A 12,988-nucleotide genomic window follows, 5' to 3' on the forward strand; every position below is an offset into this window, starting at 1 on the left:
TTACTTGTATAATTATGTATCATAGAAAATATCCTTTTTTGTACAGATTATACCATAGATTCTAAACAGGTTCTAAGGTGCGCCTGGTATTATTTGCACGATTTGCGACTTCTTCTAGCATTTCAGGTGTTACCTTGATTTGAACCATTTTTTTCCTCCCCTTCCCAATTAAAATTATGAGATAAAAAGAAAAAAATATAAATATATAAAATTCAGATTATATTAAGGGGCATTTATTTATAGAAGAACTATAAAAAAGTGCTAACAAGTTTGCAAACGAACTTGCTAACACCTATAAGAAATAGACATAAATTATCGCCGATATGTCGTCTTTGAAAATAGCTTTAATCAGTTACATCATACTTATACGAAATGCTCATAAAAACAGTCTTAATATCAAGAATAAAAACAGCCACGAATTAATAATAAGTAGTGATATCGTAGAAAAACCTTATCAAATAAAGACGTATTTAATAAGACCTATGAAACGAAGTGAAACTATATAATATGAAAGTGTATTTTTAGAACACAAGTTCAACAAATGGAAGGGGAATGTTTATTTATCAAGGGGATCTAATACAGTTTAATTAAAAGGTTATTATTTGCTCACAAATAATATAAAAACATGTGAAAAAATATGAAATACCCTTTTGAAGTAGAATATAATATAACAAATAAAAAGCGTCGCAAATGCTTGTATAACAGGCATTTGCGACGCTTTTATAGTTTTTCTGAACATAAAATAAACAACCCTAAAACTGTTCATTCTTCTCCCAAGATTCTACGATATAATGAGCAATCGTCGGATTGAAGCCTTTACCAACTAAAAACATAATCGCAGCAACTTCTGTTAATGCGTGTTCGTGTGATGTATGTTTTGCTTCATTTAAACCGTAATCTACCCATGGTTTTACGAAATCTAGTACGGGTTTCTTGAAAGGTAAAAACTGTGTACCGACAACTTGTTGAATTTGTTGTTGTGTTGGTTCAGTAATTGGTCCAGGTGGTAAGATTTGTGGTTGTGTAATGTCTAATGTTGGTCCTGGCGGTAAAATTTGTGGCTGCGTTGGATCTATTGTTGGTGGTTTAGGTGGTGAGACACGTGCGTCGTAGTTTGGTTGATACATTTGTTGTTGGTATTGCGGTTGTTGTGGTTGAGTTGTGTATGGGTTTTGTGGTGCTGCATATGGATTTTGTTGATATGGTTGTTCTTGGTTTTGTGGTGCTGCATATGGATTTTGCTGATATGGTTGTTCTTGGTTTTGTGGTACCGCATATGGATTTTGAGGATATTCATAATTTGGACGTGTTTCATATGGATTTTGTTGAAATTCAGTTTCTTGATTTTGCGTTGTTGCATATGGGTTTTCGTCATATTGTTGTTCTTGCTGTTGTAACTCTTGTTCTTCGTATTGTTCTGTGTATCTTTGTTCTTGTTGTTGAGGGTAAAATGGTTGCCTTGGATAAGGCGGTTGATTATTATAGAACATATTTATTCCTCCTTCATGATGATGCTTACCACTCAGTGTATGGGCGGACAAGAAAATATGTGATGAAAAAATGCGGGCGTGTTACAATAAGTAACTGGGTGAAGATAAAATGACAAAACAAGAAAAGATTCAAAAAACAATTACTTTTGTAAAACATATTTTAGAAAAAGATGCGAGTGGGCATGATTGGTATCATATTGAACGCGTACATAAACTGGCGATTTCTTTATCCGAGCAAGAAGGGGGAAATCGTTTTATAATTGAAATGGCAGCATTACTTCATGATGTGGCAGATGAGAAGTTAAATGAAAGTGAAGAAGAAGGAATGAAAAAAGTTTCTGATTGGTTAGAAGAGTTACATGTGGAAGAAGAGGAAAGTAAACATGTTCTTCATATTATCGCCAATATGTCTTATAAAGGTGGTCATGGCGGTAAAGTGGATTCACTTGAAGGGAAGCTTGTTCAAGATGCGGATCGCTTAGACGCCCTTGGAGCAATTGGAATAGCTCGCACATTTGCGTATGGTGGAGCGAAAGGGAGATTAATGTATGATCCAACTATTCCTCCGCGTGAAGTGATGACGAAAGATGAATATAGAAAAAATAACGATCCATCTTTAAATCATTTTTATGAAAAACTTTTGAAATTAAAAGACTTAATGAACACGAACGCAGCAAAACAAGAGGCGGAAGTTCGTCATCGTTATATGGAACAGTTTATTGAACAATTTATGAAAGAGTGGAATGCACAAATATGAAAATGTTAACTGTGGAAAACTTATCAAAATCATATGGAGAAAAACCGTTATTTGATGGATTATCATTTAGTATTGCAGAAGGACACCGTGCCGGAATTATCGGTGTAAACGGAACTGGTAAATCGACGTTATTAAAAATTATTGCAGGGGCAGAAATTCCTGATACAGGTGATATGACTCATTCTCGTGGGTATACAATTAGTTATTTATCACAGCAACCAGAGTTTGATGAACAACTAACAGTGCTAGAGCAAGTCTTCCATGGTGATACTCCTTTAATTCGTCTTCTTCGTGAGTATGAAAAGGCGCTATTACATATCGAAAAAGATCCAAGTAATGAAAAAGTACAGGAACAATTATTTGCAGTGCAGCAACGTATGGATGCAATGAGTGCATGGGAAGCAAATGCAAATGCGAAATCTCTTTTAACGAAATTAGGAATTACGGACTTCACTGCAACTGTTGGAAATTTATCTGGTGGACAGAAAAAACGTATTGCGATGGCGCAATGTTTTATTGAAACACCGGATCTATTAATTTTAGATGAGCCTACGAACCATCTTGATCATGAGACAGTGGAATGGTTAGAGGAATATTTAGCTCGATATAATGGCGCAGTATTACTTGTAACCCATGATCGTTATTTCTTAGATCGTGTGACGAATCGTATTTTCGAATTAGATAATGGAAAACTGTATAGTTATGAAGGGAATTACAGTACGTTTTTAGAAGCGAAAGCACTTCGTGAAGAACAAGAAATTGCGCAAGAATCAAAACGTCAAAACTTATATCGCCGCGAACTAGCATGGATCCGCCGCGGTGCAAAAGCCCGTTCAACAAAGCAAAAGGCACGTATTCAACGATTTGATGAGCTAAAGGGCCAAGAAGGGCCAGCTGCAAAACAGTCAGTTGATATTGCACTTAGCGGTAGCCGTCTTGGAAAAAAAGTACTTGAGTTAAAAGATGTGACGAAAAAATTTGGTGATAAAACGGTATTAAACAACTTTAATCATATCGTGAAACCAGGCGATCGCATCGGAATTATTGGAGCGAATGGAAGCGGGAAATCTTCGCTATTAAATATGCTTGCAGGTAAGTTATCTCCTGATAGTGGTGAAATTGAAGTTGGGCAAACTGTAAAAGTTGCTTATTATACGCAAGAAAATGAAGAGATGAATTTAAATCAGCGTATGATTGAATACATTAAAGAGATTGCAGAAGTTATTCATACAACAGATGGAAAAGTAATTGGTGCATCTCAAATGTTAGAACGTTTCTTATTCCCGACTCATTCACATGGTACACCGCTTGGTAAACTATCTGGTGGTGAAAGAAGACGTTTATATTTATTACGTATTTTAATGGGAGAACCAAACGTACTTTTACTTGATGAACCTACGAATGATCTAGATACACAAACATTAACAGTACTAGAAGATTATTTAGAAGATTTCCCAGGTGTCGTTTTAACTGTATCGCATGACCGTTACTTCTTAGATAAAGTAGTAGATGAACTGTTCATCTTTACTGGCGGAGGCGAAGTGCTTGAGTTCCTAGGTAGTTATACAGATTATTTAGAAATGGAAAAAACGAGAGAACTTATGGAGAAAGCGGAAGTTCAAAAAGAGAAAAAAGTAGTAGAAGAAGCTCCAAAACAACAACGTAAACGTAAACTTTCATACAATGAGCAGCGTGAATGGGAAACGATTGAAGATACAATTGCCGAACTTGAAGAAAAAATTGAGTCAATTGGAGAAGAACTTGCGAAAGTTGGATCTGACTTCACAAAGGCACAAGAATTATCTGAAGCACAGCAGAAAACAGAAGAAGAGCTAGAAAAAAAGATGGAAAGATGGAGTGAACTATCAGACATGGTTGAAGGATTAAAATAAAAACAAGCTGCATATATTGAAAAGTAAAGAGAAAAACTTTACACTATTGGTAGAACCTATTTTAGGAGGGAAAAAATGAGAACATCTAATCCAATGTTGAAAAAAGAGGCATTCCGTAAAGAGGGAGCAAGCGCTTCTGCGATGACAATTGGCGGAACAGTAGGCAAAACGTTCATTATGCTTATCTTGCTACTTGCAACGTCTGTCTATTCATACATACAGATGATGCAGGGGACGATGAAGATGCCAGTATTAATTGGTGCTTTAATCGTTGCGGCAATCATCGCATTTGCGTCTATGTTCTTCCCGCGTATTTCACCTTTTGGTGCACCAATCTATGCAGCGGTAGAAGGGGTTGTGTTAGGAAGTATTTCAGCAGTTTATACAATGAAATTTGGCGATTCTATCGTTTTAAATGCTGTATTACTAACAATCTCAATTCTATTTGCAATGTTAGTGTTATATGCAACACGCGTAGTAAAAGTAACGGATAAATTCCGTACAGGCGTTATGGCAGCAACACTCGGAATTCTGGTTATGTATTTAGTCGTATTCCTACTAAATATGTTTGGTGTAACTGTTCCATACATTCACTAAGGTGGTACAATCGGTATTATTATTAGTGCAGTTGTTATTGTAGTTGCTGCATTAAACTTATTACTAGATTTCGATTTAATCGAAAATGGTGTACGTAGTCAAGCTCCGAAATATATGGAGTGGTACACTGCAATGGGACTAATGCTTACATTAGTTTGGTTATACTTAGAAATTCTTCGTTTCGTTTCTTACTTTACGAAAAATGACTAATAAAAAAAACCTGCATGAAAAATGCAGGTTTTTTTTATTTTCAAAGATATATTGAACGTATGGTATAATATGGATGTTATCAACTTGAATTGAAGGAGATGGAATATGATGAATGGGAAGAAGGGGATTATGAAAAAACTATTTTCTAAAAGTTTTTTCATAGAACTAGATGAAGCTTTAACATATCCATCATCTGAAGTTATTACTTCAGCGATTGAAGGATATGCAACTGAATGCAATGAAAGACTAAAATTTGAGAGTAAAGTTAAACCGATTACTTTTTACTTAGAAAATGTAATGTACCGTGCTGAAATAAAGATGGCTCGCGGAGGATATTACATATCTTGTACTGAAGTGTAATAAATTTTGAAACCATACATGTTTGAACTATGTATGGTTTCTTTTTTTGTTTTGTAAGGCCTAAATTAACACTTTTTACTTACGGATACATCATTTTGTGCTTTTTACCATTCATCCATTTCTCCTTACAATGGAGAAAAATATGTGAGGTGGTATAACTTATGATGAATAGAGTTGTATTAATCGGTAGATTGACAAAGGAGCCAGAATTATACTACACAAAACAAGGCGTTGCTTATGCAAGAATATGTATTGCGGTGAATAGAGGATTTCGAAATAGTTTAGGTGAACAACAAGTCGATTTTATTAATTGTGTCGTTTGGCGAAAATCGGCTGAGAATGTAACTGAATATTGTAAGAAGGGATCACTTGTTGGGATTACAGGGCGTATTCAGACGAGTAATTACGATGATGAACAAGGCAAGAGAATATATAGAACTGAAGTTGTGATTGAGAGTATTACCTTTTTGGAGAGAAGGCGGGAGGGGGCATCGTAATAAAAGGTGATTTTAAGTAATAGCTACGGAAAAAATTGTGGAAAGTATTTTAATAAACTTAAAGAAGGAGTACCGCCAGCTTTTTTTGGAAAACAAGTAAAGAGTATACAAAATTTTATTACGTTTTTCGGCTAATCCAGTAACAATCGAGAACCGTAAAACCCATGCGAGGATAGGAATGTATAAAAAGAAGAATCGAGTGATAGAAAATAAAAAAGGGGATCCTTTCTGAGAGTAAGGAATCCCCCTTTTTATTGTTTCTTGCAAGTGAATTATTTAAATTCTTGTCTATATAATTTAAACGAATAAATAGCTCCAACGAAGAATACAAAGGCTTCAAATAATATGAAGATTTGACGGAAATTCTCAATATCTTTACCAACTAAAGAAATAAATATGCAATTCATTAGAATTTGAGTAGTAAACATACAAGAAATAATTTTAAAATGAATAGGAGTTGTTCTTTCATCTGGTTTACCAATTTTTTTGTAAATAATAATAAGTGTAATTACTGAACCCAAAAATAGAAGTGCTGTAAGTCCTACAACGATATTGAAATTTCCTGTACTTTCTAACATCCATTTATTTAATAAATCAATCATTATTATCTTCCTTTCCTACATAAGAGAATATTTCGTTCTTCTTTTTCACTATAATAAAAAAAGAAAAAGGAAAACATCGAACTTTCTTACAAATACTCGTGTATTCTTACAGTTTTGTCATTTTGCAAATGTATTCATCGCCTTGTCTTTCACTATTTTCTTTGGAAAACATAGTGAATTACGAGAAAGAGCGCTACAAGATCAACTTCCGAGAACGAAAAATATGTAAATAAGCTGTCTATATGGACAGCTTATTATATTTTTTTGCTTAGCGTGTGTTTTTTTAATACTGGCGGTACCTCAAGAAATGGATAAAAAATAAAAAGCATCGGAAACGAAAGCTTTTAAAACCTCATTCCTAATTTGAAATGTAAAAAGAATGAAATAGTATGGTAGCGGGAAGAAAGTAGTAAAATTAAGCATCCGAGTAGGAGTATAGAGTGATAACATGTTACAATACAGCTAAGAACACGCAATAAAGGAGAGTTTTTTACGTGAAGATTAAAGCAATTGAACCGACGCCAAGTCCAAATACAATGAAAGTTATTTTGAATGAAGTATTACCATCAGGAGCGCGTAATAATTATACAAATGAAAATAAAGAACAGGCACCAATGCAAGTGCAAGAAATTTTGAAAATTGAAGGCATTAAAGGTGTGTATCATGTAGCTGACTTTTTAGCAGTCGAGCGAAATGCAAAGTATGACTGGAAAGTATTATTACAACAAGTTCGTGCTGTTTTTGGCGAAGAAGTAGTGGAAGAAAGTGAAGAACAACAACTGTCTCATTTTGGAGAAGTGAAAGTGTTTGTTCAAATGTTCTTTACAATTCCAATGCAAGTAAAGTTAACAGATGGAACATCGGAAGAACGCGTTGGCTTACCAGATCGTTTCAAAGAATCAATTATGAAAGTACAAATGTCTGCACCAAACGTTGTAAAAGAGCGTAAATGGGTAGAACAAAGTACACGTTACGGTAATTTTGAAGAAATCGGGAAAGAAGTAGTAGAAGAGATTGTTGCTGCTTATTCAGAAGAACGTGTAAATGAAACGGTTAAAGAATTATTGAATCAAGCAGGTGCTGTTGAAGTAACGATTCAAAAGCGTGAGCCATATAAAGTAACAGAAGAGATGATGAAAGATTCTGACTGGAAAAACCGTTTTGCAGCATTAGAACAAATGGATCCTACTGAAGAAGATATTCCAGTGTTGAAGATGGCGTTAGATGATGAAAAAGTTTCAATACGCCGTTTAGCAACAGCGTATTTAGGTATGGTAAAAGGTGATGAAGTATTACCGTTATTATATAAAGCGTTGTTAGATCGCTCTGTAAGTGTTCGTCGTACTGCAGGAGATTGTTTATCAGATGTAGGTGATCCGGCAGCGATGTTCGTTATGATTAAATCTCTGAAAGATCCAAGTAAATTAGTACGCTGGCGTGCAGCGATGTTCTTATTTGAACTTGGAGATGAAAGTGCGATTCCAGCATTAAAAGCAGCGCAAGATGATTCAGAGTTTGAAGTAGCGATGCAAGCACGTCTAGCATTAGAGCGTATTGAAGGCGGAGAAGAAGCAAAAGGTTCTGTATGGAAACAAATGACGGAGTCTCGTAAAGGGGAATAATGTATGATTGTTTTCTATGATAGTTGGTGTCCGATGTGTACGGCCGTTGCAGAACGTACGAAAAAATTAGATAAAAAGGGTAAGATGAAATTTGTTTCATTTCGAAATGAAGATGTAGTTGAGAAATATAAGCTTTCTCAAGAACTACAAAGTAAAATGGAACAAAGACTGTATATTTTTAAAAATAATAAGTGGTATGACGGCATTCAGAGCATAGATGTATTAGCAAAGGCCGTTCCATCTTATTGGTTTGCAGTTCCTTTTATAAAGCTATCTATCGTACTTGGTTTTGGAAGTAAAGTATACGATTATATCGCTAATAATAGAAAACTTGTTCCAGTGGGACATTGCCGCGGTGGGGTTTGTGAAATCCCTACAAAAAAATGAAATCATCGTTATCTTTCTTTTGCACCTATTAATAGAGCGTGATATGATGAATTTGGAATGAAAGTTGAAGGAGAGATTACAAGATGTCAAATGCTTATGAAGAATACATGCGCCAAATGGTAATCCCAATGCGCCAAGAGTTAGTGCGTTCTGGGTTTGAAGAGTTAACTACAGAAGAAGCTGTAACAGAATTTATGGAAAATACATCAGGTACAACTTTAGTAGTTGTAAACTCTGTTTGTGGTTGTGCAGCTGGTTTAGCACGTCCATCAGCAGGTCAAGCGGTTGTTCGTGCTGAAAAACAACCTGATCATCTTGTAACTGTATTCGCAGGTCAAGATAAAGATGCTACTGCAAAAATGCGTGAATATTTCGGAGAAATTCCTCCATCTTCACCATCTATGGCATTATTAAAAGGAAAAGAAGTTGTTCACTTCATTCACCGTCATGAAATTGAAGGTGCAACTATGGACGAAATTATTACGAACTTAGAGCAAGCTTTCGAAAAGAATTGCTAAAGAAGGGGGAGAGTAAATCTCCCTCTTTTCTTTATATAGAGGTGAAACAATGATAGTAACAACAGCAGGAAGAACAAACAAAGAAATGACAGCATATGCAAAAAAGGTAGCAGAAGAATTAAATCGTTCTTTCATTTTACGTAATGATATACCAGTGCATAAATTACATGAGCAGTATGAACAAGATATACTTGTCGTAGGAAAGAACCGATTAGCTATTTATCCGAAAGGTACGGAAGAATCATTTTTCTTTCATCCGAACTCAGCGATGTTTCGTGTGAAAAGGTTAATGCGTGGAGAACACGATCCGTTTGTACAAGCTGCTAAATTAGAGAGCGGAATGACAGTGTTAGATTGTACGCTCGGGATGGCATCAGATAGTATTGTAGCTAGTTATGTTGTTGGTGAAAGTGGAAAAGTAACAGGACTTGAAGGCAATGAATATATGGCTTATATCATGAGAAATGGTTTGAAAACATGGTCTTCATCTGTTTCTGAAATTGATGAAGCAATGCAAAGAATCCAAGTAAAGCAAACGGAGCATTTTTCATTTTTAGCGCAATGTGAAGACAATAGTTATGATGTCGTTTACCTTGATCCGATGTTTGAAGAAACTGTCATAGAATCTGACGGAATTAAAGGATTAAAACACTTCGCTTTGTATCATGATATTACTGACGAAACAATTGCGGAGGCAAAACGAGTGGCGAGAAAACGTGTCGTTTTAAAAGATCATTTTCGTAGTTCTAGATTTGAAAAACACAATTTTCATGTATACAAAAGAAAAAGTGCTAAGTTTCACTTTGGTGTAATTGACCCTTGCTAATTGTTTGAAAAGATGTATAATAAGCAATAATTAATTAAATATGCTGTCTGTGATGAAGAGAGTAGTCTTTTTTAGAAGGAAAGCGAGCTAGGGATGGTGTGAGCCTAGTACGGAAGAAAAAGATGAAGCGCACTTCGGAGATGCTTCTTGAACGAATAGTAGAGAAAGCCGAGGCCCCCTGTCCTCGTTATAAACGGGAAAGTGGTTCGTAACGAACAACAAGGGTGGTACCACGGGTTCAAACTCGTCTCTTTTTTAGAGACGAGTTTTTTGTGTTTTAAAAAATAAGGAGGTTGTATCATGGATTATAAAATGCAGTTTGCGGAAAGTTTATCTAATATTTTCACGAATGAATTAACGCAAAAACAAATTTTAGATTTAATTGAAACACCGAAACAAGATGAATTTGGAGATGCAGCGTTCCCATGTTTTTCATTAGCGAAGCAATATAAAAAAGCACCAGCTCTTATCGCAAAGGAAGTTGCTGAGAAATTAAATGATCCGTTTTTTACGAAAGTAGAAGCCGTTGGTCCTTATGTAAATGTATTTTTCAATCGTGAAACTGTAAGTGATGCAGTATTAAAAACAGTTTTAGCGGAGAAAGAAGAGTTCGGTCAAAACCACTTTGGCTGTGAAAAAACAGTAGTAATTGATTATTCCTCTCCTAATATCGCGAAACCTTTTTCGATGGGGCATTTACGTTCTACAATGATAGGAAATTCGCTGAAACATATCGCTGAAAAATGTGGCTATGAAGTTGTAGGGATTAATTATATAGGAGATTGGGGAACACAGTTTGGAAAGTTAATTACGGCTTATAAAAAATGGGGAAATGAAGCAGTGGTGAAAGAGGATCCAATACGTAAGCTATTTAAGTTATATGTTCAGTTTCATGTAGAAGTAAAAGAGAATGATGAATTAGAAGAAGAAGGACGTGCTTGGTTTAAAAAGCTAGAAGAAGGCGATGAAGAAGCAGTTGAACTTTGGAATTGGTTCCGTCACGAATCATTAAAAGAATTTTCTCGTATTTATGAACTTCTCGGTGTGGAATTTACTAATTTTCAAGGCGAAGCTTTCTATAATGATAAAATGGAAGACTTTATTGGGATTTTAGAAGAGCACGACTTACTGGAAGAATCAGAAGGCGCATTAGTCGTTAATTTAGAAGAAGAAGGAATGCCGCCTTGCTTAATTAGAAAATCAGATGGTGCGACGATTTATGCAACGCGTGACTTAACGGCAGCTTTATATCGTCAAAACACTTATGGGTTTGATAAAGCGCTATATGTTGTTGGTCCAGAACAAAGCTTACATTTCAATCAATTTTTCACCGTATTAAAAAAACTTGGCTATACTTGGGTTGATGGTATGGAACACGTACCGTTTGGCTTCATTTTAAAAGATGGTAAGAAAATGTCAACACGTAAAGGAAGAGTTATTTTACTTGAAGAAGTACTCGAAGAAGCAATCGAACTTGCAAAACAAAATATTGAAGAGAAAAATCCAAACTTAAAACAAAAAGAAGTAGTAGCAAAGCAAGTCGGTGTTGGTGCAATCATCTTCCACGATTTAAAAAATGAGCGTATGCACAATATTGAATTCTCATTAGAAAACATGCTGAAATTTGAAGGAGAAACAGGCCCGTACGTACAGTACACACATGCACGTGCTTGCTCTATTTTAAGAAAAGAAAGTGTAGAATTTGAAACATGTACGTTTGCTTTAAAAGACGATCATAGCTGGAGTGTCGTAAAATTACTAAACAAATTCCCACAAGTAATTGAAGCAGCTTTCAATAAAAATGAGCCATCGATTATTTCGAAATATGTATTAGATGTAGCACAATCGTTCAATAAATATTACGGTAATGTTCGTATATTAGAAGAGAGTGAAGAAAAAGACAGCAGACTCGCATTGGTTTATGCTGTGACGGTTGTATTAAAAGAAGGATTACGTTTACTTGGGGTGGAGACTCCTGAGGAGATGTAGCATAAAAGGTGTATGTATCATTACAGATATGTATGCCTTTTTATTTGGTATAGGAGTCATGTAAGCAGTAATCTCACCTTATTAAAACCAATTTCTTGGGTAATTGTTAAAAATGTAGGAATGTTTTGTTAAATGGAGAATTGTAAGGGGTGTATATAAAAGGAGGCGTTAGAGGTTGGAAACATACGATTGGAACAGTAAACTAGCGTATTTAAAAAATACGAGAGATTTATATTACAATAGCGATTATGTAAGTTTTCTAGTGAATTCAGTTTGGAAGATTTCTGAGCCAGTCCATGTTGTTGATTATGGTTGTGGATATGGTTATTTAGGCTTATTATTAATGCCTTTACTTCCAGAAGGATCAAAGTATACAGGCATTGATAGTGGAGAAACATTATTAGCTGAAGCGAGAGAGTTGTTTCGTTCACTTCCGTACGAGTCAGAATTTCTGGAGGGAGATGCTATAGAAATTGAATTGAACGATACATACGATATAGCAATTTGTCATGCCTTCTTATTACATATGAGTTCACCAAAAACGATGCTACAAAAAATGATTCATTCAGTTAAAAGTGGCGGGAAAATAATCTGTTTTGAACCACATTGGATATCAAATATGTCTTCATACACTTTGGATGGAGAGAACCAATCGGAAATTATCCAGCTAGGCATTTTGCAGAATTTATTTGAAAGTGACACGCAGAGGAGTGGAAAAGATGGAAATATTGGTATGAAAATACCGATGTATTTAAGTGAATTAGGTGTGAAAAATATTGAGTGTAGAGTAAGTGATAAAGTGAACTTTTTAGATTCTAATATCCACCATAATGATAAACAAAGTTTGTATCATTCATTAAAAGAAGAGGGGATTGCAGGTAATCCGGGTGATAAGCAGCAATTTATAAAACGTTTAATAGACAGAGGATTAACATATGATAATGCGCTAGCTCAATATGAAGCTGAACTACGATTTTTTAAAATATTTCATGTGCATTCTTCTTTAGTGTACGCTCCGAATATGAAAATTACATTTGGTGATATAGTATGTTAAAAGATATGATATATAAGGATTGTCGTTTAATGTCGATAAGTCGATATTCGACATATAATCGCCGATAAATGTTAAGAATCGGTCGATATAATTTGAAAATCGCCGATATAATTTTATGTACTAATTTCAGCTTCTACAAGATTAAAACTGCATGTTACGTTATTCTATATAATTAAACAACATATGG

At 35.0% G+C, this 12,988-nt stretch carries 12 protein-coding genes, 3 pseudogenes and 1 other annotated feature; of the genes and pseudogenes, 12 read left to right on the top strand and 3 right to left on the bottom strand.

What is annotated here, in order from left to right; translation table 11 throughout:
* Positions 1 to 64: 64 nt before the first annotated feature.
* Together ACQRBL_RS10395 and ACQRBL_RS10400 are read right to left on the bottom strand one after the other, a co-directional pair.
* A pseudogene (locus tag ACQRBL_RS10395) lies at positions 65 to 169 on the bottom strand (WXG100 family type VII secretion target); the annotation flags it as partial.
* A gap of 583 nt (positions 170 to 752) precedes the next feature.
* On the bottom strand, positions 753 to 1,490 hold the full coding sequence (locus tag ACQRBL_RS10400; protein WP_061660812.1) for a hypothetical protein: 738 nt from the start codon (positions 1,488 to 1,490) through the stop codon (positions 753 to 755).
* 109 nt (positions 1,491 to 1,599) lie between these two features.
* Between ACQRBL_RS10400 and ACQRBL_RS10405 the strand changes: the two genes are divergently transcribed.
* The 5 genes and pseudogenes from ACQRBL_RS10405 to ACQRBL_RS10425 all read left to right on the top strand — a co-directional run bounded on the left by ACQRBL_RS10405 (position 1,600) and on the right by ACQRBL_RS10425 (position 5,803).
* Positions 1,600 to 2,247, top strand: coding sequence for an HD domain-containing protein (locus ACQRBL_RS10405; protein ID WP_000165961.1), 648 nt, complete (start codon positions 1,600 to 1,602; stop codon positions 2,245 to 2,247).
* Entirely contained in the window at positions 2,244 to 4,139 is a 1,896-nt protein-coding gene (locus ACQRBL_RS10410; protein ID WP_411996496.1) for an ABC-F family ATP-binding cassette domain-containing protein, read from the top strand. The genes ACQRBL_RS10405 and ACQRBL_RS10410 overlap by 4 nt, the downstream gene beginning before the upstream one ends.
* A 75-nt stretch (positions 4,140 to 4,214) precedes the next feature.
* Positions 4,215 to 4,946: pseudogene (locus ACQRBL_RS10415) on the top strand (Bax inhibitor-1/YccA family protein).
* Positions 4,947 to 5,051: 105 nt separating this feature from the next.
* Positions 5,052 to 5,306 (top strand): DUF4318 domain-containing protein, encoded by a 255-nt coding sequence (locus ACQRBL_RS10420; protein ID WP_411996495.1) that lies wholly within the window; start codon positions 5,052 to 5,054, stop codon positions 5,304 to 5,306.
* Between the two features lie 161 nt (positions 5,307 to 5,467).
* Positions 5,468 to 5,803 carry a single-stranded DNA-binding protein gene (locus ACQRBL_RS10425; RefSeq protein ID WP_000982013.1) on the top strand — a complete coding sequence of 112 codons (336 nt, stop codon included), beginning with the start codon at positions 5,468 to 5,470 and terminating at the stop codon, positions 5,801 to 5,803.
* Positions 5,804 to 6,075: 272 nt separating this feature from the next.
* Here the strand turns inward: ACQRBL_RS10425 and ACQRBL_RS10430 are convergent, their stop codons facing one another.
* Entirely contained in the window at positions 6,076 to 6,405 is a 330-nt protein-coding gene (locus ACQRBL_RS10430) for a 6-aminohexanoate hydrolase (RefSeq protein ID WP_065483389.1), read from the bottom strand.
* A gap of 139 nt (positions 6,406 to 6,544) precedes the next feature.
* On the opposite strand from ACQRBL_RS10430, the pseudogene ACQRBL_RS10435 reads away from it, so the two are divergent.
* The 7 genes and pseudogenes from ACQRBL_RS10435 to ACQRBL_RS10465 all read left to right on the top strand — a co-directional run.
* Positions 6,545 to 6,619: pseudogene (locus ACQRBL_RS10435) on the top strand (transposase); the annotation flags it as partial.
* 280 nt (positions 6,620 to 6,899) lie between these two features.
* On the top strand, positions 6,900 to 8,027 hold the full coding sequence (locus ACQRBL_RS10440) for a conserved virulence factor C family protein (protein WP_000692587.1): 1,128 nt from the start codon (positions 6,900 to 6,902) through the stop codon (positions 8,025 to 8,027).
* A gap of 3 nt (positions 8,028 to 8,030) precedes the next feature.
* Entirely contained in the window at positions 8,031 to 8,414 is a 384-nt protein-coding gene (locus ACQRBL_RS10445) for a thiol-disulfide oxidoreductase DCC family protein (protein WP_000634891.1), read from the top strand.
* A gap of 83 nt (positions 8,415 to 8,497) precedes the next feature.
* Positions 8,498 to 8,932, top strand: coding sequence for a BrxA/BrxB family bacilliredoxin (locus ACQRBL_RS10450; RefSeq protein WP_000063706.1), 435 nt, complete (start codon positions 8,498 to 8,500; stop codon positions 8,930 to 8,932).
* A 49-nt stretch (positions 8,933 to 8,981) separates the two neighbouring features.
* Entirely contained in the window at positions 8,982 to 9,758 is a 777-nt protein-coding gene (locus ACQRBL_RS10455) for a class I SAM-dependent methyltransferase (protein ID WP_063547140.1), read from the top strand.
* A 40-nt stretch (positions 9,759 to 9,798) separates the two neighbouring features.
* Positions 9,799 to 10,013, top strand: a binding site (T-box leader).
* A gap of 45 nt (positions 10,014 to 10,058) precedes the next feature.
* A complete protein-coding gene (argS, locus tag ACQRBL_RS10460; protein ID WP_411996494.1) occupies positions 10,059 to 11,747 on the top strand; it encodes an arginine--tRNA ligase in 1,689 nt (562 codons plus the stop codon).
* A gap of 175 nt (positions 11,748 to 11,922) precedes the next feature.
* Complete coding sequence (locus ACQRBL_RS10465; protein WP_000451279.1) at positions 11,923 to 12,801, top strand: class I SAM-dependent methyltransferase; 879 nt, start codon at positions 11,923 to 11,925, stop codon at positions 12,799 to 12,801.
* The last annotated feature ends 187 nt before the right edge of the window (positions 12,802 to 12,988 follow it).

The organism is Bacillus sp. AF62 (genome assembly GCF_050312695.1).
Taxonomy (GTDB): Bacteria; Bacillota; Bacilli; order Bacillales; family Bacillaceae_G; genus Bacillus_A; species Bacillus_A cereus.

Coding starts and splice junctions, on each gene's coding strand:
- ACQRBL_RS10455 (WP_063547140.1), top strand. CDS start 8,982: ATGATAGTAACAACAGCAGGAAGAACAAACAAAGAAATGACAGCATAT.
- ACQRBL_RS10410 (WP_411996496.1), top strand. CDS start 2,244: ATGAAAATGTTAACTGTGGAAAACTTATCAAAATCATATGGAGAAAAA.
- ACQRBL_RS10405 (WP_000165961.1), top strand. CDS start 1,600: ATGACAAAACAAGAAAAGATTCAAAAAACAATTACTTTTGTAAAACAT.
- ACQRBL_RS10400 (WP_061660812.1), bottom strand. CDS start 1,490: ATGTTCTATAATAATCAACCGCCTTATCCAAGGCAACCATTTTACCCT.
- ACQRBL_RS10450 (WP_000063706.1), top strand. CDS start 8,498: ATGTCAAATGCTTATGAAGAATACATGCGCCAAATGGTAATCCCAATG.
- ACQRBL_RS10430 (WP_065483389.1), bottom strand. CDS start 6,405: ATGATTGATTTATTAAATAAATGGATGTTAGAAAGTACAGGAAATTTC.
- argS (WP_411996494.1), top strand. CDS start 10,059: ATGGATTATAAAATGCAGTTTGCGGAAAGTTTATCTAATATTTTCACG.
- ACQRBL_RS10425 (WP_000982013.1), top strand. CDS start 5,468: ATGATGAATAGAGTTGTATTAATCGGTAGATTGACAAAGGAGCCAGAA.
- ACQRBL_RS10420 (WP_411996495.1), top strand. CDS start 5,052: ATGATGAATGGGAAGAAGGGGATTATGAAAAAACTATTTTCTAAAAGT.
- ACQRBL_RS10445 (WP_000634891.1), top strand. CDS start 8,031: ATGATTGTTTTCTATGATAGTTGGTGTCCGATGTGTACGGCCGTTGCA.